Origin of the sequence: Corynebacterium uberis, assembly GCF_020616335.1 — a bacterium.
In the GTDB taxonomy this organism is placed as follows: Bacteria; Actinomycetota; Actinomycetes; order Mycobacteriales; family Mycobacteriaceae; genus Corynebacterium; species Corynebacterium uberis.
In genome coordinates this window covers 1402907-1428342 of sequence record NZ_CP085051.1, presented here as the reverse complement: position 1 = coordinate 1428342, position 25436 = coordinate 1402907, and the positions used below count along the sequence as shown (strand labels likewise).

The window sequence follows — 25436 nt, the reverse complement described above, 5'->3', positions numbered from 1 at the left end:
CGGTGGGAATATTTACCCAGCAGATCCGGCACAGCTGCCAGACCATTGGGGCAGACCTCGAGGGCTCCGGCGTCGAGGGCACCGGTAGAGGTCTCCGGAAAAGCGCGTACCCCAGGAAAGCTATCAGAAACCCAAACTCCCCAGGGGTGTGGGAACCGCAAGCAGGATCCCAGAAAACGCTCGACGACGTACCGGTACAGGTTGGCCCCTTGTCGCGGGCCACGTCGTTTTCCCCAGTTAGCAGTTGCCCGATAGCCGGGTACTCCGGAGCGGTGGCCTAGTGGGATTCGATCCTAAGCTCCGCGAAGCGTACCTCGCCGGCTTCATCGGAGGCGTCGAGATCAACCACGGCATTAAAGGCGAAGGAGTGGTCGTCTTCAGGATCCTTGAGGATCTGGCGAACCGGCCAACGCCGAGTGGATTGCTGCGCGGAATCGAGCCGGAAATACTCTGGTCCACGCGCAGCTGGCGAGGTGTCAAGATCATCGTATTCGTCGAAATAGTCATCCAGGGCTTGCCCAAAATCGGGGGCTTCCTCGAGGTAGCTGGTTAGCTCCTCGAGGCGGTCTTCCTTCTCCCAAGCAAACAGCTCGACGAGCCGGAACATGGCGTTGCGGACCATCGTGGTAAACGCGCGCCTATTGGCAGTCAGAGCCGTGGGGTCTTCGACGCCGAAGGCCAGCTCGCGCTCCACAACGTCCTTGGCAACGGGGGCGTCCGGGTCGCCGAGCTGTGCCCATTCCTCAACCAGGGATGAATCCACCTGGCGGATGAGCTCCCCAAGCCACTCGGTGATATCGGCGAGCTCATCGTTGGAAAACAGGGGAGGAAGCGTGTGCCGGAGGGTGCGCCAGGCGCTGGTCAGATAGCGCAGCACAACGCCCTCTGAGCGGGCGAGGCCGTAGGTGGCAATGAAGTCGGAAAAGGTCATCGCGTGTTCGATCATGTCGCGCACGATTGACTTTGGCGAGATCTCGTATTCCTTAGCCCAGGGCGCAGACGCACAAAACGTCTCGAATGCATCCTCGAGGAGATCCTCCAGCGGGCGGGGCCAGGTCACCTCCTCGATGATGCTCATCCGGTCTGCGTAGTCCACGCCCTCGGCTTTGAGCGCGGCGATCTCCTCCCCGCGTGCCGCGGATTGCTGTGCGCGAAGCACCTGGCCGGGGTCATCCAGGATGGATTCAAAGACGCTAATAACGTCCAGTGCGTAGGTGGGCGAATCTGGATCCAATAACTCCAAAGCAGCCAGGGCAAAGGGGGACAGGGGTTGGTTGAGGGCAAAATCGCGCTGCATGTCCTGGGTAAGGCGGTAGGCTCTGCCCTCGTCATCGCGGGTGCCGTCGGGTAGATGTTCAACGATTCCGGCATTGATCAGGCCGTCAATCAAATCGACGGTGGTGAGGATGTCCCGATTCTGCTGAGCCCTGGTGTTGTGGCTTCCGCGTAGGAGATGTTCAAAGTGCGCATAGCCATCGCCGGGCCGGGCAATGAGGTTGATGACCATGGAGTTGGAGACGGAAAACTGGGAGCTCAAGCCTTCGGGCTCACCGGTTGTCAGGCGGTCAAAGGTCTTTTCGCTCCAGGAAATCTCTCCGTCCCGTGCGCGCTTCTTGCGAATCTTCTTCAGCTTCTTGGGGTCCGATCCTGCGCGTTCGCGCAGCCGCCAATTCTCAATTTCATGTTCTGGTGCCTCGACGACCACGGTGCCCTGGGTATCAAAACCAGCGCGTCCGGCGCGTCCGGCGATCTGCTGAAATTCCCTGGTTTTTAAGATGCGTTGGCGTGTGCCATCAAACTTTGCTAGACCCGTCATCAGCACGGTGCGGATGGGCACGTTGATGCCCACGCCGAGAGTGTCCGTACCGCAGATGACTTTCAAAAGTCCCTTTTGGGAAAGCCTTTCCACCAGCCGCCGATACTTGGGAAGCATCCCCGCATGGTGAACACCAATTCCACGGCGAAGCAGCTTAGACAGATCTTTGCCAAACGCGGTACTGAACCTAAAGGAGCCGATCTCCGCGGCGATGGCCGCCTTCTCCTCGGTGTTGATCATGGGCACGGAGGTCAGGGCTTGTGCGCGCTCTGCGGCTTCACGTTGGGTGAAGTGCACAATGTAGATGGGGGCCTTTTGGGTTTTCAGCAGTTCTTCCACGGTCTCATGGACCGGGGTGAACACGTAGTGAAAGTCCAGGGGCACTGGGCGTTGGGCGTCCGTGCCCACCAAGACTGTGTTGCGGCCGGTCCGTTCGGTGAGATCGTCTTGGAGGAATCGGGTATCCCCCAAGGTGGCGGACATGAGGAGGAACTGGGTGTGCGGCAGTTCGAGCAGCGGAACTTGCCATGCCCAGCCGCGGTCGGGGTCGGAGTAGTAATGGAACTCATCCATGACTACTTGGTCGATGTCTGCTTCGGACCCATCGCGCAAGGCAATATTGGCCACAATTTCTGCGGTAGCACAAATGATGGGGGCGCCGGCGTTGACTGTCGCATCTCCGGTCATCATGCCCACATTCTCGGGGCCAAAGACTCCGCACAGGGCGAAGAATTTCTCACTGACCAGGGCCTTAATGGGGGCGGTGTAGAAACTCCGTTGTCCCCTGGCCATGGCGATGAAGTGCGCGGCAATGGCCACCATGGACTTCCCAGATCCGGTGGGGGTGGCCAGTATGACGTTTTCTCCGGTCAGAATCTCCAGGCTTGCTTCTTCCTGGGCGGGGTACAGCGAGATGCCGCGCTCGCGGGTCCAAGAGAGGAACGCCTGGTAGATGGACTCGTCTACGAGGGACTCGGGTACCTCATCAAGGTCGGGGAGTACGGCTGAAAGCATCACCTTGACCAGAGTAGTCAAAAGCACCCGTGGACTCTCGCACTACGCGGAGCCCACGGGGGCAAGACTTAAGCGTCAGGGTTGTTGCCTTCATCGGAAGAGTCGCCGGGATCCTCCTGGTCGTGCGGCTGGGAGGCATCCTCCTCGGGGGCATCCTCGTCGGAAGGCTCGTCGTCGGAAGGCTCGTCGTCGGAAGGCTTCTCGTTGGAAGGCTCGTCGAGTTGAGCGAGGAAGCGCTCAAATTCCTCACCCAGCTCTTCGCCGGAGGGAAGATCTTCTTCGCCGGGCATGACGGCCCGCGGGTGGGTATTGCGGTAGCTGTCTAGTTCTTCGTCGTATTGGATTTCCAGTGCGGCGACGACCTGTTGGATTTCTGGCGAGTCGGCTACCTGTTCAGCGAGTTGCTGGGCAATGCGTTGGCGGTCATGTTCGAGCGTTTGCAGCGGGAACTTGAGGTTTGCTTGGTCGGCTACTGAGCTGAGCAGGCGGTAGGTGGCTTCCGGGTAGGGGGAGGAGGACACGTAGTGGGGCACGTGTGCGGTAAATCCGGCGACGTTGTGCCCGGAGTCGCTGAGGGCCTTTTCTATTGTCAGTGATGCAGATCCCGGCAGGATGACCTTGCCATCGAAATGAAAGCGTTGACCGGTGTGATCTGGCGCATTTCCGTGGGCAGAGACCATGAGCGGTCGCGTGTGCGGCACGGTCATGGGCGCGGCATAAAGGCAGATGACCTGGGAGACGTTGTACTTGTCCACGAGGTTGGTTACTGCATGGGTAAAGGCTCCCCACCGTAAATCGGGTTCGGGGCCGGATAAAAGGAGGAAACTGTGGTGATCGGAGTCGCGCAGAACGCGCATGTCTAGGGTGATGTCATCAATATCGGTAACTTCATGATCGCGCATGGTCACCACGGGGCGCCGGGAGCGAAAATCAATGAGTTCATCGGTGTTAAAGGAAGCGACAAGGCGGTTATCCAGGGCGGCTAAGAGGTGATCTGAGCTGGCGCTAACGGCTTGTCCGGCGTCGGCATATCCCTGGAGGGCGATAATGAGGACAGGTCCAGGGGCGCCTTCTCCCGCGATGTCTGGGGTGGGGTACTCCAGCTCGTACATGTCACGGTTATCGTGCATGATTCCTCCTTGTTGGCCTAATCCAATCTTTCGCGTTCGGTGGTTGTCCTTGCTTTCTCACGCCGACTGCCTGGCTCAATCCTGTGGGCGGGCCAGTGCAGGTGCGTAAGGGTTCTACTCTATGCAACGTCCCAGAACGTGGGTAATTCCCCACGGTAAATCATCAGCCGCGTGCTCGCTGGTGATTGTTGGTTCCCTGGTTTGCAGGCGTGGTAGTACCTGTGGAGGCTTGCAAGGCTTGTCCACAGCGTGGGGTTGTCGTGGGGCAATGGGGCTGGAATGGGTGGGGTTGCTCGGCCACGGTGGGGTTATGACACAGCACAACACACCGTTGGTGAATCCGGGCCAACTGCTTGCAGAAGTCCCAGGTCTCCTGGGCTTTTATCCGGATGCTTCCGTCCTTGTCATGGCCTTCAATCATGACAGTGGGAAGCACTACACGTTGGGTGCGACCGCGCGGATGGATCTTGCAGATGCTGTGCGGCGGGAGACCGTCGCAGAGGTTGTGGGGGCGTTGACGCAGCAGGGTCCAGATCTGATCTTTGTTTTCATTGTGGATCCTGAGGCCGCGGTGGGCAGTCGCCGCCGTGTGGTGCGCTCGATGGTGCAGGAGGCTCGAACGTGTGGTGCGCATCTTGCAGGTGTGTGGACTACCCGGAGAATCGTCACGGATGAGCCCTATGAACTGTGTTGGTGCCCGGGTGGTGCGGGTGCACAGAAGGATCCCATGGGGTGTTGGCGGCAGGGAACAATCGCACCGATTGTGCGATCGCACACGATGGATGAGATGGCGGCGCAGGGGTGTCTGCCGGAGTTGGATCGCCAGGATGCCCTGGAGTTTTTCGGCTACCGGGACGACCTGATGGACCGGGATGCGTGTGCGCGGGCGCAGCAGCAGTGGACCCGGGATAGCGTTGAGCTTACGCTGCGGTTGTGCACACCTGATGGCGATCTTGATTACGCCGATGTGGCTGCCTTGGCACGTGACGTTTTTGGCACCGCTGGCCAAGAAGAGGACCTGGATTTGTTGGCCCAGGCTTCGGCGCTTCTCGACGCCCCCCTCGCGCGCGACATCACCATTTATGCGGCGTTGCAGAATCCGCAGCAATGCGTGGACACGGTTTTGTGGGCGGCTCACCACCTCGAGGGCAATGCCAAGGCCAATGCCCTGGCAACGTGGGTGGTGCTCAACCTGCGCCTGGGGCGCATGCGCAGGATCTCTCTGGCGCTGGCGGCGGGCTACCTCGCCTGCCCTGAACACAGGTTAATTACGCTGCTGTGGCAGGCGTATTCCCACGGCTTCGTGGATGCCATGCTGGATACGTTCGAGCACCTCTTCGATGACGAGCGTGCCGGCTACCGCTGAGCGTGCAGCTGTGCGTGACGGGTAAATTCCCAGGCATCTGTGACGATGGTCGGCAGGTCGGTGTACCTGGGCTGCCAGCCGAGCTCCTGTTGTGCCTTGGCTGAGGAGGCGATGAGCACGGCGGGGTCGCCGGAGCGGCGGGGGGCCTCTTCTGCGGGGATGGGGGCGCCGGTGACGGCGCGGGCGGTGTCGATGACTTGTCGGACGGAGAAGCCTTCCCCGGATCCGAGGTTGAAGATTCGGTGGGTTCCGGGCTGATTGCTCTCCAGCGCAAGGACATGCGCCTGGGCCAGGTCGCGGATGTGGATGTAGTCGCGGATGGCTGTGCCATCGGGGGTGGGCCAGTCGGTGCCGTAGATGAAGATCTTCTCGCGCAGCCCCAGGGCGACCTGAAGGACGAGTGGGATCAGGTGAGTTTCTACTTCACGGTTTTCCCCGATCGAGCCGTACGCTCCGGCCACGTTGAAGTAGCGCAGGCTGGTGGCCCCGAGCTGGTGGGCCTGGGCGTAGGAGGTGATGGCGTAGTCGATGGCCAGTTTTGTCGCACCGTAGGTGTTGGTGGGACGGGTGGGCATGTCTTCGGTGATCGGCACGGCCTCGGGTTCGCCGTAGGTCGCTGCGGTGGAGGAGAAGACGAGGTTGTGTACTCCTTGGCCACGCATGGCGTCGAGGAGGCGCAGCGTGGTTACCAGGTTGTCTTGCCAGTATTCTTCGGGCACCTCCATGGATTCTCCGACCAGGGAGCGGGCGGCGAAGTGGATGACGGCGTCGCAGTGGTGGTTGCGCAGGACGGCTTCGGCTTCGTCGGAGACGTCTGCGTGAATGAAGGTGGCTTCTTCTGGGACGGCGTCGCGGTTGCCGGTGGACAGGTTGTCCAGGACGATGACGTCGTGGCCGGACTCGATAAGTACCTGCGAGCAGACGCTGCCGACGTATCCTGCGCCGCCGGTGACCAAGATTTTCATGAGGGGTGGGGCCTTTCGCACAAGGGGAACAATGGCCTTCGGGCCGCGCTCGTCGGTGACGGCGCGGCCCGAAGGGTAGTGGAGAGAACTAAGAGGAGCCTGAAAAAGGGGGGGCGTCGGGGCTAGTCCAGTGGCTCGACGCGGATGGCGTGGCCGTAGTCGTCGGCGAGCTCAACAACGTGGTCTTCGCGGCGCAGGGTGACCATGCCGTGGTCGTTGAAGACGTCAAGTTCGGCGCCGATGGTCATGCCGGCGTCAGACAGGGCACGGAACTGCCGGGCGTCGACCTGCAGGATCTCATTAATCTGGAGGAGGCGTGCCTTGACGTGCTCCTGCAGCGGCAGGTCCACGGCGCGCACGCCAGCTTCTGCCTGGGCGCTATTGTTTGCGGCGACGTCGTCTAGTCCCAGGGCGTCCAGGCCCGGGATGGGGTTGCCAAAGGGGGAGGCGGTGGCATCGCTGAGGACGTCGATGACGCGCCGCTCAACCTCGTCGCTCATGACGTGTTCCCAGCGGCAGGCTTCGTCGTGTACCTGGTTGATGTCCAGCTTGAGGACGTCGGTGAGCAGGCGCTCGGCCAGGCGGTGCTTGCGCATGACGGCGGTTGCTCGGGCGCGGCCCTTCTTGGTCATTTCCAGGCTGCGGTCCGGGCGGACGTGCAGCAGGCCGTCGCGCTCCATGCGGGCTACGGTCTGGCTGACGGTGGGTCCGGACTGCTCCAGGCGTTCCACGATGCGGGCTCGGAGGGGAATAATGCCTTCCTCTTCGAGCTCGTAAATGGTACGCAGGTACATTTCTGTAGTATCTACCAGGTCCTTCACGTCTTCTTAACCCCTCTATTGGTTTTCTTTGTTGATTATTTGTGCCAGCACAACCGGATGAGCTCTGGGCGGTGGAATCTGCCTCAGGCGCACGGGGTACACACCCGACTAGTTTAACCTAAGTTGGCACTGGTGTTCACCGAATGGGCGATGAGCTCGGCAGATGGGATGCGAATCGAGTTTTTGGTGTGCCCATTGGCTCCGATGGTGCTTCTATTGAGCGTAATCGCGGAGGCGATCGGCTAAATCTCCCTCGCGCAGCTTTGCCATGACCTCGCGTTCAATCTGGCGCACCCGCTCGCGGGACAGGCCGAATCGGCGGCCGATCTGGTCAAGGGTGCGGGGGACTCCGTCGTCGAGCCCGTAGCGCAGCCTGATGACGTCTTGCTCGCGCTCTTCGAGGGTGGACAGCACGGATTTGATGTCGGAGTGGCGCAGGGAAGCGACAACCGCGGATTCTGCGTCTGCGGCCTCGGCGTCTTCGATGAAATCACCCAGGGGGGCTTCTTCATCCGCCCCGACGGGCATGTCCAGGCTCACGGGGTCGCGCGACTGGCGCAGCAGCATTTCGATCTTGGACTCATCAATGCCGGACTCATCCGCGAGTTCTTCATTGGTGGCCTCACGGCCCAGGTGCTGGTAGAGCTCGCGCTTGATGCGGGAGAGCTTGTTTACTTGCTCGACCAGGTGGACGGGCAGCCGGATGGTGCGGGACTGGTCTGCCATTCCGCGGGTGATTGCTTGCCTGATCCACCAGGTGGCGTAGGTGGAGAACTTGAAGCCCTTGGCGTAATCGAACTTCTCCATGGCGCGGATAAGCCCCAGGTTGCCCTCTTGGATGAGGTCCAAAAGCGGCATGCCGCGGCCGGTATAGCGCTTGGCCAGGGAGACCACGAGGCGCAGGTTCGCCTCGAGGAGGTGGCTTCGCGCCTTCTTGCCTTCGCGGGCCAGGATTTTCAGGTCACGCTTCTTGGCCCTGGTGAGGGTCTTCGATGCCGTTTCTAGCAGATGTTCTGCGTAGAGCCCCACCTCAATCTGCTGGGAGAGTTCTACCTCATCTTCGGCGCTGAGCAGCGCCGTTTTTCCAATGCCGTTGAGATAGACCCGGACGAGGTCTGCGGAGGGATTGTCATTTGTCTGATTGCGGCGGCTGCCCCGGTCATGCTCGACGCGGTCCTGCTCTTCCGTTTCCACGTCAGCTGCTGACGCCTGCTGCATGTAAGCCTCCTCGAAATCGCCGTGTACACACTTCAACGCGAGGAATCCCTCATTAGTTCCACTACCCCCTTTCGGGGCTAGGACGAGGGGTCCTGGGTGTCTACTAGCAGGGTGAATGGTCCATCGTTGATGGATTCTACCTGCATCATCTCGCCGAAGATACCCGTCTCTACGTCCAGTCCACGCTCCCGGAGCAGGGTAATTACCCGCTCAAAGAGGTCGCGGGCGTGATCGCCGGAGGCGGCATGTGACCAGGAAGGGCGACGTCCCTTCGCGGTGCGTCCCAGCAGCGTAAACTGGCTGACCGCCAAAATAGGGGCCTGGAGATCCGTGGCACTGCGTTCGCCGTCGAGGAGGCGCAGCTCGGCGATCTTGCGGGCCATGACCTCGCAGTCGCGGTCGTCGTCGTCGCGGCTGACGCCGATGAGCGCGAGCACCCCACCGGTTTCGGGGGCTGCGATCGCTCCGGCGAGCGTGCCGCCAACGGTGACGCGTGCGCTCGTCACGCGGGTGAGTACAGCTTTCATGAATGCTCCTACTGGGGTGAGTCGGGGGCGTCGATAAGCGCCTCTGGGAGGATAAGTCCGTGGCGAACAAGGTCCACCACCAGGGGAATGCACTGCGTGAGAAAGCCGTCAGCGGCCAGATCATTGGCAGCGCAATAGAGGTCAACAACATCGCTGAGCGGCAGTCCTTGGGGGTGCAGGCCCGCCACGATCGCAGCCAGATGCGTATCGACGTCGTGGCTATAGCGCGGCCCGTCCGTGCGGGTCAGTCGGGTGACCACGGGGTCAAAACCGAAGTCTCCGGCAAGCTCCACCGTCTCCCGCGCCAGCCCCGCGCGCACCCCAAAGCGAGTGTGGGCAATAGACTCCGGGGTTGCGGCGCGCAGCCACCGCGCGCGGTGGAAGTATTCGGCAAGCTCCGGGCCTAAGGGGTCCTCAATGTGCTGCGGGAGGTCCTCTGCAACCACCTCGCTGGGCTCATCGGTGAGGGCACTTAGCGCGATGTAGCCAAAACCAATAGCCTCCACGTCGCGGGCGCGCAGGTAATCAAGCCAGCGCCGCGAGCGGCGACGAACCTGCGGATCACGCACGTCGAGGCCTTCGTCGCGCAACCACGTGCCCACGTAATGAGCCGGATCGACAACATCGCGCTGGGCCACCCACGCGCACACCCCGGAATCCGGAAGCCACGACGCCACGCGCTGCTGCCACGGCTGGCCGGCGATATGGGCCCACGAGCCCAAAATGAACGCCTGCCCGCCGGCTGCCAGATGCTCCCGGGCGCCGCTGACAACCAACGACGTCGCCTGATCCAGCTCAAGGCCGGCCGCACGGTAGACGTGATCATCATCGCCCGCGCCGATAACAAACGGCGGGTTGGACACAATGCGGTCGAAGGTACGCCCCGCGACCGGCTCAAACCAGGAACCGGTGAGCAGCTGCGCCTCCACGCCAGAAAGCTCCAGACTGGCGCGCGCAAAACCCAGCGCGCGGGAACTGACATCCGTACCCGTCAAAGACGCGGCACAGCCTGCCTGGGCGAGCAGTTGGATGCCAGAACCACAGCCCAGATCCAAGACAGAACCCACCGGGAAAGGAGAAACAATCCGCGACAGCGACACACTGGCCGCGCCCACCCCGGGCACATGATCTGGCCCAGGCTCATAAGAACTATCGGTCGGGTCCGGGTCAGAGACCACCCACGAGGCGGTGCCATTGAGCACATGCGGACGCACATCAACGGCAAGGCGCACGCTAGCAGCAGGGGAGTCGGAGGTCAGGAGAACAGCGGCGTCGATAAGCGGATCCATCGCCTCTCCGAGGACCGCTCGCACCGCGCTGACCCCCACCGGCTCGTGGAGATACAGCAGCCTGAGCACAGCAGCCGCAGGCTCCGGCAGCCCGCTTACGTCAACCCCGCCAGGCTCACCCCGCACGAACGCAGCCCAGGATGAAGGGCCCAACGTGGCCTCAAGATCACCCGGCCCCAGCCCATAGCTCTCCGCGCTGCGCACCAGTGGGGCAAGCAGCTCGGAGAGGCCAGGCAAGGCAGCATCAGATAATCCAGAATGAGGCGCACGCGACATAAGGACAAGCCTTACTCATCGGGCGAGCCTGTGCCAAGTTCCCTGCGCTGCGCGGCATTGAGCTGAGTCTGGCGTTCATACAACTCCCGCGCCACAGCCGGCTTATACACCTGCGGCGCACGGCGATCCCGAGGCTCCCCACGCCCATTAGCAATCACCACCGCAATCCACGGCAAGGGGATAGAAATAAAAAACAGCGCACCCGCCAGACCCGGATTGTGCGCCAGCGAGTAAATGGCCAGAGACACCACAATCAGCGGCAGGCGAATACCCTGAATCACGGCGTACACCCGCTCGCGGTGGCGGCGATTCTGCGACGGGGTGCGGTGAGCATCCGTGATCAACTCAGCGCGCCGAAACGGCCGCAGCCAGGACCGTAGCGACCGGTCCCGCACGATCGCTTGCGCCCCCTGCGCCCTCTGCGCCCTCTGCTGCCCCGGGCCCTCCGGCGACGGCGGGGACTGTTGCTCCTGCTGTTGCCCCTGCTGTTGCCCCTGCTGCTGGTCCTGCGCCGCGCCGCCGTGATCCCGCCCGGACGCGGCAGACCGCGGATCCGGAGGTGTCGGTCCAGGCTGAGAGGTCATAGCCCTAGGGTAGCCCCGCCCGGCTTGGCCCGAAGGGACCCCCCTGGGGCATGATGGGTCACGTGAGAACAGGTACCAAGACCATCGAGCGCCCAGACATCAGGGAAGCCACAACCACAGACGATGACACCCCCCGGTTCTTCCACTACGTCAAGAAGAACCAGATCGTAGAGTCAGCGGTCAGTGGACGCATGGTGGTAGCCCTGTGCGGTGAAACCTTCCCGGTGACCAAGCAAGCAAAGCCCGGTTCCCCGGTCTGCCCAGACTGCGAGCGCGTGTATAGGGGCCTGCGCAAGAAGTGAGCCGCGACCAAGCACAGCCGATAGGCCAACCAGGATTGTTTGGCGCCGAGTCCACGCCGGGAGCACCCCCTGCTCCCGGCGCACACATTCCAGCGCCAGCCCAGCGCCCCGGCGCAGACAACCCCGCGGTTTCTGTCACCCCGGGCGGCGCCCACGCCGGGACGAAAGCCCCGCTGCGCGCCTGGCAGGCACGCGCCCTAGCCAAATACTTGGCCGCCAAGCCCCGCGACTTCTTGGCGGTGGCCACCCCGGGCGCCGGAAAGACCACGTTCGCGCTGCGCGTCGCCAGCGAATTGCTCGCCGCGCGCACCGTCGATCGCATCATCGTGGTGGTGCCCACAGAGCACCTCAAGGTGCAGTGGGCCCACGCCGCGGCCCGGGTGGGCATTTCGCTCAACCCGCAGTTCCGCAACTCTGATGCCGTCAACGCCGCCTATAACGGGGTAGTGGTCACCTATGCCCAGGTAGCCCTCCACCCCTATAAGCACCGCGCCGTGGCCACCGCCCGCCGCAGCCTGATCATCCTCGACGAGATTCACCACGGTGGTGATGCGAAGAGCTGGGGCGACGGCATCCGCGAAGCCTACTCAGACGCCCAGCATCGCCTGGCCCTGACCGGAACGCCCTTCCGCTCCGACGACAGCGCCATCCCCTTCGTGCGCTATGAAGAAGACGGCGAGGGCCACCTTGTCAGCCGCGCGGACCACACCTACGGGTACGCGGACGCCCTCGCCGACGGGGTCGTGCGCCCCGTGGTGTTCCTGGCCTACTCCGGGGAGGCCCGCTGGCGCGACAGCGCCGGGCAGGAATATGCCGCCCGTCTCGGCGAGCCGCTCAACGCCGAGCAAACTGCCCGCGCGTGGCGCACCGCCCTGGACCCGCGAGGCGATTGGATCCCCGCCGTCCTCGGCGCGGCCCACACCCGGCTCCAACAGCTGCGGCGCACCATGCCGGATGCCGGGGGCCTGGTGATCGCCTCCGATACCAAGGCGGCCCGCGCGTACGCCAAAATACTGAGCCGGCTGTCCGCCACCCCCGTCACCGTGGTGCTCTCGGATGAGGCGGGATCCTCCGAAGCCATCGACCGGTTTTCCGCGGGCACCGATGAATGGCTGGTTGCGGTCCGCATGGTCTCCGAGGGTGTCGACGTCCCCCGCCTCGCCGTGGGCGTCTACGCCACCTCCGCCTCCACACCACTGTTTTTTGCCCAGGCAATCGGCCGCTTCGTGCGATCCCGGCGTCCGGGAGAGACCGCCTCCGTATTCCTGCCCTCTGTTCCGGTGCTGCTTGATCTGGCCGCCAAGCTGGAGCGCTCCCGCGATCATGTCCTAGGAAAACCGGATCGGCCCTCCGACGGGCTCGATGACGCGCTCCTCGCAGAAGCCAATCGGCGCAAGGACGAGCCCGACGAGACCCAGTCCTACCAGTCCCTTGGCGCTGAGGCAGAGCTGGACTCGCTCATCTACGACGGGTCTACCTACGGCACCGGGGCGTTTTCCGGCTCCGATGAAGAGGCCGACTACCTGGGTCTTCCTGGGCTTCTCGACGCCGAGCAAATGCGCGCACTACTGCGCCGCCGCGAGCAAGAACAACTAGACACCCGCACCGCGCAGGCACAGGAGGAACAGGCGCGCCGGGATCGCGCCCAGCATTCCCGCGGCGCCGAGGCCGCCCGCCAGCGCGTGGCCAGCGAGGAGCTACCCGAGCTGCGCAAGAAACTCAACGCCATCGTCTCCATCACCGCGGCGCGGACCGGGCGACCCCACGGGTCGATCCACAACGAGGCGCGCAAGGCCTGTGGGGGTCCACCCACCGCCTTGTGTTCAGCCGAGCAGCTCAAAGACCGGATTGCCTACCTGCGAAAGTGGTAATACCAACGCTGACAGGCAACTAAGGGTAGGGTTGACGCGGAATTTTATGTTGCCACCGCCTGCGCGAGATTGCGCGCACGGTGGGGGAGACCCCTCGCGAGGAAGGTAGACAACCCATGACCAATGCCCAGGACCCCAACACTCCGCAGCAGCCCACCGAGCCGCCGACCCAAGAAGCAGCCGCCACTCCCACCGTGCCCGCGCAGGATGCCTCCTTCCCGGAGCCGGTCCCGGCGCCGCCGAGCGCTGACAGCAGCTGGGTGATCAACCAGGAAAAGAACAAGGTCGCCCCGTGGGCCCTAGGCCTGGGCATTGTTGCCGCCGTCCTGGCGATTGCGGTGGTCACCTCCGTGCTTGCGCTGCCGGTGGCCATCGCCGGGGTGATCGTGGGCATCATCGCCGTGGTCAAGGCACGCGGCATCGCGGGCGAGGGTCGGCGCATGGGCATGTCCATTACGGGCCTGGTCTTGTCCATCCTGGTAACGCTCATCACCGGGTTCCTGATGATCATGTCCATCATCTTCTTTGCACAGCACGGCGATGACTTGATGGCGTGCGTCGATCGCTATGGCTCGGACAATGATCAGGTTGCGTCCTGCATCAGTGATGCGATCGCGAAGTAAATAGGAGCGAGCACGCACGACACGCGGCCGGCCGCATTCACTGGTCTCAGGAAGGCGGGCGGCCGCGTGCGGTATGGGTTGACCTAGACCAACCCCGTCAGCGTCTGCGGGGAGGCTAGTCCAGGTAGTCCCGGAGGACCTGGGAGCGTGAGGGGTGGCGCAGCTTGGACATCGTCTTGGATTCGATCTGCCGGATGCGTTCCCGCGTGACCCCATAGACCTGGCCGATCTCGTCGAGGGTGCGGGGCATGCCGTCGGTAAGCCCAAAGCGCAGACGCACCACGCCGGCCTCCCGCTCGGAGAGGGTCTGCAGGACATCTTGGAGTTGGTCCTGCAGGAGGGTGAAGGAGACGGCGTCGACAGCAACAACCGCCTCGGAGTCCTCGATGAAGTCGCCGAGCTGGGAATCGCCCTCATCGCCGATCGTCTGATCCAAAGAGATGGGCTCCCGAGCGTACTGCTGGATTTCCAGCACCTTCTCCTCGGTGATGTCCATCTCCTTGGCCAGCTCCTGCGGGGTAGGCTCGCGGCCCAGGTCCTGGAGCAGCTCCCGCTGGATTCGACCCAGTTTGTTGATGACCTCCACCATGTGAACCGGAATGCGGATGGTTCTTGCCTGGTCTGCCATGGCGCGCGTGATGGCCTGGCGGATCCACCAGGTGGCGTACGTGGAGAACTTATAGCCCTTGGTGTAGTCGAACTTCTCCACCGCCCGGATCAGGCCCAGGTTGCCTTCCTGGATGAGGTCCAGGAACGCCATCCCGCGGCCCGTGTAGCGCTTGGCCAGGGAGACCACCAAGCGGAGGTTGGCCTCCAGCAGGTGGTTTTTGGCCTTGCGGCCATCGCGGGCGATGGCGCGCATATCCCGCTTGACTGCAGGGGTCAGCTTGGCTTCACGGTCGCCACCGGCGAACGCGGCCTCCATCTGCTCCATGCGGAACGTGGCGTAGAGCCCGGCCTCGATGCGCTTGGCCAGGGAGACTTCCTGCTCGGCGTTGAGCAGGGCGACCTTGCCGATCTGCTTGAGGTAGGCGCGCACAGAGTCCGCGGAGGCCGTCAGCTCAGCATCCTTGCGCGCTTGGCGCAGGGCCGCTGATTCGTCCTCGTCCCAGACTGAGGCGCCGTCGTCTTCTTCTTCCTCGTCGGATTCGGTGTCATCGACGTCGGCGTCAGCCTCAGCGTCCGGATCCTCGTCCTCGGGATCCTCCGCGAAGTTCTCGTCATCCTCAAGGTCTGCGTCCGGCTCGAAGTCCTCGTTGTCGGCTACGGCGAACTCGTCGTCGAGGATCTCGGGTGCGGTGGTCTCCGCCTTATCTGCCGTCGTTGCCGCGTCCGCGCCGTCCTTGGCCTGAGCTGCAGCGGACGTGCGGCCGCGCGTGGACGTGGCAGCCTTCTTGGCCGTGGTCTTCTTGGTAGTCGTCTTTTTTGCAGTGGTCTTGCGGGCGGTCTTTTTAGCGGCAGTCTTCTTTGCGGTGGTCTTCTTCGCCGTCCGCTTCTTGACGCCCGTCGTGGCCGCGGTCTCCTGCTCCGCTGCGGGTTCAGCCTGCTTTGCGGAATCCTCGGCAGCCGGGGTGGTGCTCGCCGCACGGCGGGTAGTTTTCTTAGCTGTGGTCTTCTTTGCCGCCGTTTTGCGGGCGGTCTTTTTGGCCGCCGTCTTCTTTGCCGGCTGGGTGGCCGCCGACTCTTCTGACGCTGCGCTCGTGCTATCAGCCTCGGCGGCAGTGGCGGCAGCTGCGGTCTTGGCCACGCGGGGGGCGGCCTTGCGGGCAGTCTTCCGGGCGGACTTCTTAGCGGTCTTCTTCGGAGCTGCTTCGGTGGGCTCGGCCGGAGTGGTTGCAGGGGTGGCCTGCGCGGCGGGCTGCGCCGTGCGCGGAGCGGCCTTGCGGGCCGACTTCCGGGCGGTCTTCTTGGCAGTCTTCTTCGGCGCCGCCACGGGGGACTCTTCACCGTTGGGGGCTGTTGAACTTCCTGAAGTACCGGTGGCTACCACGTACACCCTTTCGCCTTGTGTTTACGTTGCTCGGTTGGTACCGCTCGGCTCCTGATTGATCACGGTGAGCCGATAGTGAGACTGCGGCGGGTGTGTCACCCGCCGCGAGGGTTGCCCGGCTAGGCCAGCGCCCTCCTCTGACCTAGAAAACACCTAGTAGGCGGGTGATTATTCCCGCCTGCGATGGGGATTTCTGGCGAAGGACCATTCCTGCCGAGCAACCGCGGACGTGTGCTCCGCCAGGCTAGCTGGCGCGGCGCAAGTCTGCGGTATCTCAATGCCGACCGCCCAGTATAGAGTATTGCGCGGTCACTGTGGTATTTGCGGGGCCCGTTAGGGCCGGATTTCTTCCTGTATGGCCAGAGCCGCACCGACGATTCCGGCGCGATTGCGCAGAGTGGCCGGCACCACCTCAGTCTCCGTGGTCAGCAAGGGGATCCACTTGTCCGCCTTGCGAGAGATTCCTCCGCCAACAATAAACAAGGACGGGGAGAAGATGAACTCGTAGTGGTTGAGCACGGTGCTTACCCGCTTAGCCCACTTTTTATAGCTCAGTTCTTCTCTTTCCTTGACCGCGGAGGACGCCAAGTGTTCTGCCTCCTTCCCATCCACGTAGAGGTGGCCCAGCTCCGAGTTGGGGTAGAGGGTGCCATCGATGAGCAACGCGGAACCGATGCCGGTACCTAATGTGAGGAAGACCACGGGACCGCTGTTTGCGCGGGGATCGCCGTAGCGGGACTCGGCCAAGCCCGCGGCGTCCGCATCATTGAGGACGGTTAATTCTCGGCCGGGAAGGTGCGCAGAGAAGAGTTCGGCGACGTTCGTGCCAATCCAGGCGGGATCAATGTTGGCTGCGCTGCGAGCAACTTGGTCCCGGACAATGGCCGGAACGGTAATGCCCACCGGGCCGTCCCACTGGGCCTCGGCGATGATGCGCGCGGTGACCTCTGCGACCGCCTCCGGAGTTGCGGGCTTGGGGGTGGCAATTTTGATGCGCTCATCCACGAATTCTCCTGTATCCAGGTCTACGCGGGCGCCTTTTACCCCGGATCCTCCGACGTCGATTCCAAACCCGTAGTTACTCATAGTTGTGCATTGTACAAAGGTTGCGGAGGTCAACCAGTGCTCCTGGGCAAAGCGGGCGGATCGCCGGCTGTGGGAGATTGTGCTTCTGTTCGCCATTGCGTGCGCTCATCTGCGGATCTTCGTGCAATAACGGGGCTATACCTGAGCTAAAAATATGTGTTGTGACCTGGGGATATGACACAGCACTATCGGTGGTTTACTATGCGCCACCAAGAGCACTGTTACCGCTTGCGCCGCAGGTCATTGTGGGCAGAACTGATAGGTCGGTGCCGGAGCTGAAGTGTTGTCGAAGGAGCGAAGAGCAATGGCCACGGATTATGACGCACCGCGCCAGCGGACTGAGGATGACATCGAGACGGATTCCCTGGAGGGCCTCAAAGCCGCGGAAACTGACAATTCCTCCATCGATGAAGACGGAGAAATCGTAGATTCCTTCGAGCCTCCGAGCGTGGATCTCACCGGCGAGGAGCTCAACGTGACGGTCATCCCACGCCAGTCGGATGAGTTCACTTGTGCAAGCTGCTACCTAGTGCAGCGGAAGAACCGCATTTCCCACGTTGAAGATGACGGTTCTGTCATCTGCCTCGACTGCGCGTAGTCGAGGCCTGAGGGCACGCCGGCGCCGTGGCGGCGTGCCAGGTTTTAGCGATCGGTGCCCACGAGGGCGTCGAGAAGCGCATCGGGGTTTCTCGAGGCCACCAGCCAGTAGGGGGTAGGGTCCTCCGGGTCATTGAGTACCAACATGACCATCTCCGGCACCCAACCATGGGAAATGACAAACGCGGCCGGATCCAATTGCCGGCCCATGGCGTTGCGCTTGGCGGTAGCGGGCACGGCCAAGGCGCGATCAATCGCATCGTGAGGCAGCATCGCGTTATTAGTAACCAGCCAGCGTGTCCCATCCGCGTCTTGCTCGACCTGCACCACCGTGGAAGACAGCCACAGCAAAGACCACACCGCAAGGATGGACAGCCCGATCGCCGGGACGATAAGCCACACCGTGGAACGGTTGTGGGCGAATTGGGCAGTCAGCAGGGCCACCAGCATGAAAGCCAGGATCCACCAGTAGAACGGGACCCACTGGCGTTCCCTGTAGAGCACCGTCGCAGCGGGCGGCTGTGACGGTTGGGAAGGCTGGGCCTCGTGCGCGGCGTCACCGCCTACAGAACCTTTTTCAACCACATCGGCCAAGTCTACGGCACGCGACAACTCGGCGTGGACATCCCCGGGGCTGAGGTGGGATTCTTCCTGCACTCCACGGTGCTGACGTAGTGTGGGCGCCGTGAACCTTGAACATGATCACCAACCCGCCTCCGCCGTTTCAGACCCCGAAGCCGAACCAGGTTTCGCCGGGGCAGGTGTTGCGGCACCGCACGTGTCGGTCCGGCTGCTGCATCCGAAGGCGCAGCTGCCGCAGCGCGCGCACCCTGATGATGCTGGGGCCGATCTGCGCTGTGTAGAAGATGTTCACCTCGAGCCTGGTCAGCGCGTATTGGTCCCCACGGGAATCGCCCTGGCTTTGCCCGAGGGGACAGTTGGCCTGGTCCATCCGCGCTCAGGCCTCGCTGCGCGCCAGGGCGTGAGCATAGTCAACACGCCGGGGACAATCGACGCCGGATATCGGGGCGAGATAAAGGTCTGTTTGATTAACCTTGATCCGGAAACGCCGGTGACGTTGCCTGCCGGAAGCCGGATTGCGCAATTGCTTATCCAGAAAGTGGAATTTGCCACCTTCGGTGAGGTTAGTCAGTTAGATAGCACCGAACGCGGTGAGGGCGGTCACGGCTCTACAGGTGTGCAATAAGACTGCTGGCGGGTATCGTTTTTCCCGCAACCGTGTTCATCCGTGAATCATGGGCCCCAGCGGGTGAGCGAACAGGCGTACCCGCAAGCCACCGTGCCCCGCACGTTGGTGGCGCCCGCCCCCCGCAGTAGTCGGGGCGGGAAGGGCGGTACTGATAGGAAAGGGAGTGGAGTGCCATGGGACTGTGGCCATTTGGAAAGAAAGATAAGGCAGACGGCAATGATGAGGCTGTAGCTGCACCAAACGAATACGAGCAGGACGGTTCCAGCAGCGCGGACAATAGCGCGCACAATGCCCACACCGGCTATGCGGACAATGACTCCGCCGTGGCAGCGTCCGCAGCACAAGATGGACAGCCCGGAGCAGAGGAAGAGCCTGCCGTCACCCACGATGCCGTCAACGGCACGACTGGCCCCTTCGATGGTGACCAGGTGGCCATCGAGGACTTTGACTTCTCTGACTTTTCCAACGGCGTGCTCAACCTAGGCTCGCTCAAGCTACCCCTGCCCAAGGAATCCCAGATTCAGGTGGAGATGGGGGAGGAGGGCCCGCGGATGCTCCACGTGGTCACCCGCTACGGGCGCATCACGCCGGTGGCGTTCGCTGCGCCCACCTCGACCGCGCAGTGGCGTCAGGCCGTCAGCGAGATCATGGAGAAGATGACCGAAGATGGTCTGAACCCGCAGATCGAAGATGGGCCTTGGGGCCGCGAGGTTGTTGCCCGCGGCACCGCCGGAATCATTCGCCTGATCGGCGCGGACGGGCCGCGATGGATGTTGCGCTTCACGCTGGCGGGCCCCCTGGAGATGGCTGATGAGCTGACTGAGCAGGGCCGCCAGCTTGTGGCCCGGACCTTTGTGTATCGCGGGGACGACCCGATCCTTGCAGGCAATTCGCTGCCGGTGACGTTGCCGCAGCAGCTGGTCGAGCAGGTTAATCAGGCGCTCCAGCAGCGCGCGGCCCAGCAGCAACAGCAGCAACAGCAGCCCGAGCAGGCGCCTGCGCCGGGGCAGCCGCAAATCGGCCCCTCGGCATCCTAAGTACGCTGCGGCGCCCCGCAGGCCCCGCTTGGCCTGTGTCAGCTGGTGTGCATCTGCTGGCTTGCTCCAGCCCAGTTCTCCCGCGCGGTGGTCGTGCGGTGGCCGCGCTGTAAGCTAACGCACACCCAGTGTCGTGCAAGAGGGCGCGAGCCCTTCTGCTTCGCACGAGCACTAAAGCCCACGCAGCGTGGCGAGGGGGCACCGCCGCATGCCCTTTCATAGTTGCCCCGTGCCCCACCAGTAAAGGAATCCGGACGTGACGTCATCTGGCCTGCCCGCCGATCACAGTGATGCCCCTCGAACGCCACCAGCAGCAACGCCCGAGGGGGCGGCCGCCGCAGACACCGAGGTAAGCGACCCGACCCTGCTCGAACAGATGGGAGGGCTGACCGGGCTGGTGTCTTCCACGTTGCCGGTGCTGGTGTTGGTTCCTATCAACGCTTGGAAGGGTCTTGTGCCAGCGCTGCTTGCCGCCTTGGGAGTCGCCGCCGCGGTGTTCGTGTGGCGGCTGGTGCGCAAGGAGTCGGTGCAACCGGCAATTTCCGGTTTCATTGGGGTGGCCATTTGTGCCGCAATTGCGTGGAAGATGGGGGATGCCAAGGGCTATTTCCTCTACGGGATCTGGATGTCGCTGCTTTTCGCCTGCGTGAGTGTGGTGTCCGTGGTGGTGCGGTGGCCAATTGTCGGGGTGATTTGGAAGGGCGTTAATGGGGACTCGATGTCTTGGCGCGGAGTCCCTGCTGCGCGGCGGTGTTATGCGTGGGCGACGCTGGGGTGGGCCGTTGTTTTTGCCGCCCGTTTTGTGGTGCAGCATTACTTTTATGGCCACGATGGCACCACCCAGTTGGCGGTGGCGAGGATTCTGATGGGGTGGCCACTGACGGCGGTGGTGACTGTTGTGACGGTGATTCTGGTGCGTCGCGCCGATGCGCTGGTTGCCGCGCAGCCGTCGCCCGCGGAAGAAGCTCAGCAAGAAGCCCAGCCAGAAGCCGAGCCAGAAGCCGAGCAGGCACCCAAACATCCAGCACAGCAAGGCCTCCCGCAGGGGCGGCGACAAGGAGATACCGATGATTCCCACTGATACCCGTGAGACCATATCCGGGGTTCGCATCGAGCGGATGGCCCACGGCGGCAGAGGGATTGCGCTTATCGACGCCCGCGTGGTCTTTGTCGCAGGAGCCTTCCCCGGCGATGTGGTCACCATCGCCGTGCACAAGAAGAAGAAGCGCTTCTGGGAGGCGACGGCAGTAGCCGTTGAGCAGCCCTCGGAGCTCCGCGGTGAGGAGCGCTGCCCTGCGGCCGCAGCCGGTGCCGGGTGCTGCGACTTTTCTGCGGTGCGTCCGGACAAGGAGCTGGAGCTCAAAGCTGGGATCTTGCGCGACCAGCTCGGGCGCATCGGGGCGCTGGAGGGGCTGCCGGAGCCGACGCTGCGCACCCTGGAGCCGGTGAGCGGGTGGCGCTCGCGTGCGCGGCTGGGCGTCGATAAGCAGGGCAGAGCCGGTACGCGCAAGGCGCAGTCCACCGCGGTGGTCACGGATGTGGCGTGCAGCCAATTGGTGCCCGGCTTAGCGCGCGGGATCGTGGGGGAGGACGCGCGCCGTTTTACCCCGGGAGCGGAAGTCATTGCCGTCATGGATGATGCCGGCGAGCGGCATGTGCTTGAGGCGCGCGCGGCTGCACGAGGGCGGCGAACGGAAAAGACGACCGGCCTGATCGAAGGCAGCGGGACGGTCACCCAGACGGTGGGCGCGACCACGTTCCGCTTCCCCGCGACGGCCTTTTGGCAGGCCCATGTTGCCGCACCCGGCGCCTACGCGGAGGCTGTCGCCGGGTTGCTGCGCCAGGGACTCGAGCGCTACTTCAGCGAAAACACCCAGGCCAGCCCCGTCGGCTGGGATCTCTACGGCGGCGTCGGCTTGTTCATTCCCACGTTGCGCGACGTGCTGGGCGCCGACGCGCAGATCTATTCGGTGGATTATTCTGCCGCGGCTTCTGGCCAGGCTCATTCCTGGCCGGAGGGCGTGACCATGGTCAATGCGCGGGTCGATGCGGCGGTGTCCCAGCTGCCGCGCCCGGACGCCGTGATTCTTGATCCGCCGCGCTCGGGCGCGGGCGCTGCCGTGATCGCACAGGTGGCGCAGGCGCGCCCGCGGGCCGTCGTGCACATCGGCTGCGATCCCGCGACGCTGGCCCGTGACCTGGGCTATTGGTCTGCTCAAGGGATGACGGTGGCACAGATGCAGCTTATCGACGCCTTCCCCGGCACCCACCACTTTGAGGTACTGGTACTCCTCGTCCCCGCGGCGACCGCGGCGCATAAATGAGGCCGACCGTAGTTCTTGAGTAGGCGCGCAACCGCGTAGAATCTAGCGGAAGTTGCCCTCCTCGCCCGGGGCCTCCTGGGCGGGCAGGTCGCGCCCGAGGCGGGCGGCGGCGTGCCACGGGCCACGGCAAGCGAAGGAGTCGTAAAACAAGTCCATGGGTATTCTCCGCAACGTGTCTTCACCCGCCGACCTCAAGGCTCTGGGGTTTGCCCAGCGTGAGCAGCTGTGTGAGGAGATCAGGCAATTCCTGATTTCCAAGGTCTCGGCCACCGGCGGGCACCTGGGCCCCAACCTGGGTGTGGTGGAATTGTCCGTCGCCCTGCACTGGGTTTTTGCGTCTCCGCACGATCCGCTCATCTTTGACACCTCGCACCAGTCCTACGTGCATAAGATCCTGACCGGCCGGGCGGACAAGTTTGATACCCTGCGCAAGCGTGGCGGGCTGTCCGGGTACACGGATCGCTCAGAAAGCGAGCACGACTGGACGGAGTCCTCGCACGCCTCTGCCGCGCTGTCTATCGCCGATGGCCTGTCCAAGTCCTTCGTGCTGTCGGGACAGCGGGACCGCAACGTCGTGGCGATCGTCGGCGATGGCGCCATGACTGGCGGGATGTGCTGGGAGGCGCTGAACAACATCGCCGCCGACCCGCACCGCAACGTGGTCATCGTGGTCAACGACAACGGCAGAAGCTATTCACCGACCATCGGCGGCTTTGCCAACAACCTTGCTGACCTGCGCATGATGCACACCTATGACAGAGTCATGGAGCAGGGTAAATCCACCCTGAAATCCATGGGCTGGGTAGGCGAACGCACCTTTGAGGCGCTGCACGCCTTCAAAGAAGGCGTGAAATCCTCGGTGCTACCCACCGAGATGTTCCCCGAACTGGGGATGAAGTACGTGGGCCCGGTCAACGGGCACAACCTCAGGGCGCTGGAAAACTCCCTGACCTACGCGCGGGACTTCGACGGGCCGATCATCGTGCACGTAGTCACCGAGAAGGGCCGCGGTTTCGCCCCGGCAGCCACCGAATCCGTGGACCTCATGCACTCCACGGGGGTTATTGACCCCACCACCGGAAAGGCCATCAGCCAGGCCGGCCCAAGCTGGACGTCCGTCTTCTCCGAAGAACTGCTCGACGTGGCCCAGGAGCGCGAAGACATCGTGGCCATCACCGCAGCGATGGCGGGCCCGACGGGACTGTCGCCCTTTGCGGAGCGCTACCCGGACCGCTTCTTTGACGTAGGAATCGCCGAACAGCACGCCCTGACCTCGGCTGCAGGTCTGGCCTTGGGTGGCCTGCACCCGGTGGTCGCGCTCTACTCCACCTTCCTCAATAGGGCCTTTGACCAGATGCTCATGGACGTGGCGCTGCTCAAATTGCCCGTCACGCTCGTCCTGGACCGCTCGGGCATCACCGGATCCGACGGGCCCAGCCACAACGGTGTGTGGGATCTTGCCATCACCTCCCTGGTGCCAGGCATGCACGTCGCCGCCCCCCGCGACGGCGCCCAGCTGCGCGAGCTGCTGCAAGAAAGCTGGCGCATCGCCGACGCCCCGAGCGTGGTGCGCTTCCCCAAGGGCGACCGCCCCGCCGACACCCAGGCGCTGCGGCGAACCGACGACGGAGTAGACATCATGGTCGAACCCGCTGCCGCCGACACCGAAGAAACCGCGCCCGTGCTCATCATCGGGGTCGGGGCGCTCGTCCAGGCAGCGATGGATGCCGCCGCGGAGCTCAACACCGCCGGCACCCCTACGGCCGTCATCGACCCACGCTGGGTCAGCCCCGTGCCAGGCAGCGTGGTCGAGCTGGCCCGCACCGCACGCATGGTGGTCACCGTGGAAGACGGGATCATCCGCGGCGGAATTGGCTCACTGATTGCAGAAACGCTCAGCGCCGCCGGCTGCGATGTTCCTATCCGGCACATCGCCTTTCCTGACGAGTTTCCCCAGCACGCCTCGCGCTCGGAACTGCTCGCGGAGATGGGGATGGATGCCGCAACCATCGCGGCGTCGATTAGCCAGTGGTTAAGCTAGCGGGCGGCAGAAGCAAACAGCAGCGGCGCGACGAGTGACACCGCAATATCGCGCTGCCACGCGCGCACGTCGTGATCATCCAGAAACGCGATGAGCTCAGCGACATCGGCGATGGTGCGCGCCTTGTCATAGGTCGCCGCCCAAATAGCTGCGCGCAGCACAGCGGGTTTGATGATGTTTTCCACCGGGATGCCCCGAGAACGCGAAAACTCCTCCAACGCCTGTTGCGCCGCGGCCAGCACCCGCGCACCCGTCCTGTTGCGCCGCGGCCACGCGGACACCGCCGGCAAAGACCGCACCTTGGGGGCCTTGCGCGGCAACCGGTCGGCCGGAACCCGCTTGCCCTTCTTCACCGCCTGCAACCACACCGAGCTGTGTCTGCGGTAGCGCTCGCGCATGCCCGGAATCCCATGCATCTCCCGGGGGGTGCGCGGGGCGGCGTGGGCGATGGCCAGGATCATTTTGTCCGGCAATAACACGGACGGGGAGAGGTCCTGATATACCGCGATCGCCTCGCGCGCCTGCCACAGTTCGCGCACGATGGCCAGGGTGCGGGTGCTCACCACGGTGGAAACCCCGCGGGTATTGCGCCAATGGCGCAGCGGCGGAACGTCATCGCGATGCCGCTCCACCAGGCTGGCAAACTCCTGGGACGCCCAGTCGAGCTTGCCTTGTTCATCGAGTACTTCTGCAAGCGCCTCGGCAAGCTCAAGAAGCAGCTCCACGTCCAGTGCCGCATACGCCAGCCAGCTGCGCGGCAGGGGAGTAGTAGACCAATCCTCGGCCCCGTGCCCCTTCTCCAGGCGGACACCAAGGACGGCCTCCGTCATCGCCGCCAAATTCACGCGCGGATAGCCGGCGATGCGCCCCGCCAGCTCCGTATCAAACAGCGTCCCCGGATGAAGGCCCAGCCAGGACAAAGACGGCAAATCAGAGGCGGCCGCGTGAATGACCCAATCCTGCCCGTTGATCACGGGGGCGAGGGCCGCATTGAGCTCCGTGCGGTAGCCCTCCGGGGCCAGCAGGAAGGTGCCTGCGCCGCGGCGCTTGATCTGAATCAAAAAGGCGCGGTCGTCGAAGCGGAAGCCGGAGGCCCGCTCGGTATCAATGGCAAACGGACCCGCCCCCCGGGCGAGCACGCGGGCAGCCCGACGAAACCCCGACGGGGTATCCACCACGTCCGGCACGCCGCCGGCGGGCCGCTGCAACACGGGTACCTCTGCGGCGGGAGTCGCCGGGGTCGGCGAAGCAGGGTCGGCGGCAGGGCGGGGGCCAGACTGTGCGCTGGACTGCAAAGAGTGGGGCGTGCGGCGTGCCATCGCGAAGAGGAGTTCCTCCTTTATGAACCC

General features: G+C 63.7%; 23 protein-coding genes. 11 read left to right on the top strand and 12 right to left on the bottom strand.

The window, feature by feature from the left end; all coding sequences use genetic code 11:
• Window positions 1–277: 277 nt before the first annotated feature.
• Window positions 278–2830 carry a DEAD/DEAH box helicase gene (locus LH390_RS06635; RefSeq protein ID WP_227282592.1) on the bottom strand — a complete coding sequence of 851 codons (2553 nt, stop codon included), beginning with the start codon at window positions 2828–2830 and terminating at the stop codon, window positions 278–280.
• A 68-nt stretch (window positions 2831–2898) separates the two neighbouring features.
• Window positions 2899–3960, bottom strand: coding sequence for a PAC2 family protein (locus LH390_RS06630; protein ID WP_227337352.1), 1062 nt, complete (start codon window positions 3958–3960; stop codon window positions 2899–2901).
• Between the two features lie 310 nt (window positions 3961–4270).
• Between LH390_RS06630 and LH390_RS06625 the strand changes: the two genes are divergently transcribed.
• Complete coding sequence (locus LH390_RS06625; protein ID WP_227282059.1) at window positions 4271–5326, top strand: DUF4192 domain-containing protein; 1056 nt, start codon at window positions 4271–4273, stop codon at window positions 5324–5326.
• Here the strand turns inward: LH390_RS06625 and galE are convergent.
• The 6 genes from galE to LH390_RS06595 form a co-directional block, all read right to left on the bottom strand.
• On the bottom strand, window positions 5317–6291 hold the full coding sequence (gene galE, locus LH390_RS06620) for a UDP-glucose 4-epimerase GalE (protein ID WP_227282060.1): 975 nt from the start codon (window positions 6289–6291) through the stop codon (window positions 5317–5319). The genes LH390_RS06625 and galE overlap by 10 nt on opposite strands.
• A gap of 122 nt (window positions 6292–6413) precedes the next feature.
• Entirely contained in the window at window positions 6414–7112 is a 699-nt protein-coding gene (locus LH390_RS06615; RefSeq protein WP_227282061.1) for a metal-dependent transcriptional regulator, read from the bottom strand.
• Between the two features lie 213 nt (window positions 7113–7325).
• Entirely contained in the window at window positions 7326–8330 is a 1005-nt protein-coding gene (locus LH390_RS06610; protein ID WP_227282062.1) for a sigma-70 family RNA polymerase sigma factor, read from the bottom strand.
• Between the two features lie 77 nt (window positions 8331–8407).
• Window positions 8408–8857, bottom strand: a complete 450-nt coding sequence (gene dtd, locus LH390_RS06605) for a D-aminoacyl-tRNA deacylase (protein WP_227282063.1) — start codon at window positions 8855–8857, stop codon at window positions 8408–8410.
• An 8-nt stretch (window positions 8858–8865) separates the two neighbouring features.
• Window positions 8866–10383 (bottom strand): DUF7782 domain-containing protein, encoded by a 1518-nt coding sequence (locus tag LH390_RS06600; protein WP_227337351.1) that lies wholly within the window; start codon window positions 10381–10383, stop codon window positions 8866–8868.
• Window positions 10384–10433: 50 nt separating this feature from the next.
• Window positions 10434–11006, bottom strand: coding sequence for a DUF3099 domain-containing protein (locus LH390_RS06595; RefSeq protein WP_227282065.1), 573 nt, complete (start codon window positions 11004–11006; stop codon window positions 10434–10436).
• 62 nt (window positions 11007–11068) lie between these two features.
• Here LH390_RS06595 and LH390_RS06590 point away from each other — a divergent pair, with 62 nt between their 5' ends.
• From LH390_RS06590 to LH390_RS06580, 3 genes are all read left to right on the top strand, one after another.
• Window positions 11069–11308: a DUF3039 domain-containing protein gene (locus LH390_RS06590; RefSeq protein ID WP_227282066.1), complete on the top strand. Its 240-nt coding sequence runs from the start codon at window positions 11069–11071 to the stop codon at window positions 11306–11308.
• A 173-nt stretch (window positions 11309–11481) separates the two neighbouring features.
• Window positions 11482–13179 (top strand): DEAD/DEAH box helicase, encoded by a 1698-nt coding sequence (locus LH390_RS06585; RefSeq protein ID WP_227282593.1) that lies wholly within the window; start codon window positions 11482–11484, stop codon window positions 13177–13179.
• A 116-nt stretch (window positions 13180–13295) separates the two neighbouring features.
• Complete coding sequence (locus LH390_RS06580; protein ID WP_227282067.1) at window positions 13296–13802, top strand: DUF4190 domain-containing protein; 507 nt, start codon at window positions 13296–13298, stop codon at window positions 13800–13802.
• A 115-nt stretch (window positions 13803–13917) separates the two neighbouring features.
• Here the strand turns inward: LH390_RS06580 and LH390_RS06575 are convergent, their stop codons facing one another.
• Window positions 13918–15735, bottom strand: coding sequence for an RNA polymerase sigma factor (locus LH390_RS06575; protein ID WP_399524469.1), 1818 nt, complete (start codon window positions 15733–15735; stop codon window positions 13918–13920).
• A gap of 390 nt (window positions 15736–16125) precedes the next feature.
• On the bottom strand, window positions 16126–16878 hold the full coding sequence (ppgK, locus tag LH390_RS06570; protein WP_227282068.1) for a polyphosphate--glucose phosphotransferase: 753 nt from the start codon (window positions 16876–16878) through the stop codon (window positions 16126–16128).
• A gap of 304 nt (window positions 16879–17182) precedes the next feature.
• Here ppgK and LH390_RS06565 point away from each other — a divergent pair, with 304 nt between their 5' ends.
• A complete protein-coding gene (locus tag LH390_RS06565; protein WP_227282069.1) occupies window positions 17183–17476 on the top strand; it encodes a DUF4193 domain-containing protein in 294 nt (97 codons plus the stop codon).
• A gap of 44 nt (window positions 17477–17520) precedes the next feature.
• Here the strand turns inward: LH390_RS06565 and LH390_RS06560 are convergent, their stop codons facing one another.
• A complete protein-coding gene (locus LH390_RS06560; RefSeq protein ID WP_227282070.1) occupies window positions 17521–17979 on the bottom strand; it encodes a DUF3093 domain-containing protein in 459 nt (152 codons plus the stop codon).
• Between the two features lie 42 nt (window positions 17980–18021).
• Between LH390_RS06560 and LH390_RS11585 the strand changes: the two genes are divergently transcribed.
• The 6 genes from LH390_RS11585 (at window position 18022) to dxs (ending at window position 24087) form a co-directional block, all read left to right on the top strand.
• Window positions 18022–18150: a hypothetical protein gene (locus LH390_RS11585; protein ID WP_269961607.1), complete on the top strand. Its 129-nt coding sequence runs from the start codon at window positions 18022–18024 to the stop codon at window positions 18148–18150.
• A gap of 103 nt (window positions 18151–18253) precedes the next feature.
• Window positions 18254–18682, top strand: coding sequence for a dUTP diphosphatase (dut, locus tag LH390_RS06555; RefSeq protein WP_227282595.1), 429 nt, complete (start codon window positions 18254–18256; stop codon window positions 18680–18682).
• Between the two features lie 176 nt (window positions 18683–18858).
• Window positions 18859–19722, top strand: a complete 864-nt coding sequence (locus LH390_RS06550) for a DUF3710 domain-containing protein (protein WP_227282071.1) — start codon at window positions 18859–18861, stop codon at window positions 19720–19722.
• 376 nt (window positions 19723–20098) lie between these two features.
• A complete protein-coding gene (locus tag LH390_RS06545) occupies window positions 20099–20803 on the top strand; it encodes a DUF3159 domain-containing protein (RefSeq protein ID WP_227282596.1) in 705 nt (234 codons plus the stop codon).
• Window positions 20790–22046 (top strand): class I SAM-dependent RNA methyltransferase, encoded by a 1257-nt coding sequence (locus LH390_RS06540; RefSeq protein WP_227282072.1) that lies wholly within the window; start codon window positions 20790–20792, stop codon window positions 22044–22046. The genes LH390_RS06545 and LH390_RS06540 overlap by 14 nt, the downstream gene beginning before the upstream one ends.
• Window positions 22047–22200: 154 nt before the next feature.
• The gene (dxs, locus tag LH390_RS06535; protein ID WP_227282073.1) at window positions 22201–24087 is read left to right on the top strand and encodes a 1-deoxy-D-xylulose-5-phosphate synthase; all 1887 of its coding nucleotides are present in this window, start codon (window positions 22201–22203) and stop codon (window positions 24085–24087) included.
• On the opposite strand, the gene LH390_RS06530 is transcribed toward dxs, so the two are convergent.
• The gene (locus LH390_RS06530; RefSeq protein WP_227282074.1) at window positions 24084–25406 is read right to left on the bottom strand and encodes an HRDC domain-containing protein; all 1323 of its coding nucleotides are present in this window, start codon (window positions 25404–25406) and stop codon (window positions 24084–24086) included. The genes dxs and LH390_RS06530 overlap by 4 nt on opposite strands.
• Between the last annotated feature and the right edge of the window lie 30 nt (window positions 25407–25436).

Excerpts from the sequence above, each read along its gene's own strand:
- dxs (WP_227282073.1), top strand. The coding sequence starts at position 22,201 with ATGGGTATTCTCCGCAACGTGTCTTCACCCGCCGACCTCAAGGCTCTG.
- LH390_RS06635 (WP_227282592.1), bottom strand. The coding sequence starts at position 2,830 with ATGCTTTCAGCCGTACTCCCCGACCTTGATGAGGTACCCGAGTCCCTC.
- LH390_RS06610 (WP_227282062.1), bottom strand. The coding sequence starts at position 8,330 with ATGCAGCAGGCGTCAGCAGCTGACGTGGAAACGGAAGAGCAGGACCGC.
- ppgK (WP_227282068.1), bottom strand. The coding sequence starts at position 16,878 with ATGAGTAACTACGGGTTTGGAATCGACGTCGGAGGATCCGGGGTAAAA.
- galE (WP_227282060.1), bottom strand. The coding sequence starts at position 6,291 with ATGAAAATCTTGGTCACCGGCGGCGCAGGATACGTCGGCAGCGTCTGC.
- LH390_RS06545 (WP_227282596.1), top strand. The coding sequence starts at position 20,099 with ATGGGAGGGCTGACCGGGCTGGTGTCTTCCACGTTGCCGGTGCTGGTG.
- LH390_RS06580 (WP_227282067.1), top strand. The coding sequence starts at position 13,296 with ATGACCAATGCCCAGGACCCCAACACTCCGCAGCAGCCCACCGAGCCG.
- LH390_RS06625 (WP_227282059.1), top strand. The coding sequence starts at position 4,271 with ATGACACAGCACAACACACCGTTGGTGAATCCGGGCCAACTGCTTGCA.
- LH390_RS06530 (WP_227282074.1), bottom strand. The coding sequence starts at position 25,406 with ATGGCACGCCGCACGCCCCACTCTTTGCAGTCCAGCGCACAGTCTGGC.
- LH390_RS06565 (WP_227282069.1), top strand. The coding sequence starts at position 17,183 with ATGGCCACGGATTATGACGCACCGCGCCAGCGGACTGAGGATGACATC.
- dtd (WP_227282063.1), bottom strand. The coding sequence starts at position 8,857 with ATGAAAGCTGTACTCACCCGCGTGACGAGCGCACGCGTCACCGTTGGC.
- LH390_RS06595 (WP_227282065.1), bottom strand. The coding sequence starts at position 11,006 with ATGACCTCTCAGCCTGGACCGACACCTCCGGATCCGCGGTCTGCCGCG.
- LH390_RS06550 (WP_227282071.1), top strand. The coding sequence starts at position 18,859 with ATGGGACTGTGGCCATTTGGAAAGAAAGATAAGGCAGACGGCAATGAT.
- LH390_RS06540 (WP_227282072.1), top strand. The coding sequence starts at position 20,790 with ATGATTCCCACTGATACCCGTGAGACCATATCCGGGGTTCGCATCGAG.
- LH390_RS06630 (WP_227337352.1), bottom strand. The coding sequence starts at position 3,960 with ATGCACGATAACCGTGACATGTACGAGCTGGAGTACCCCACCCCAGAC.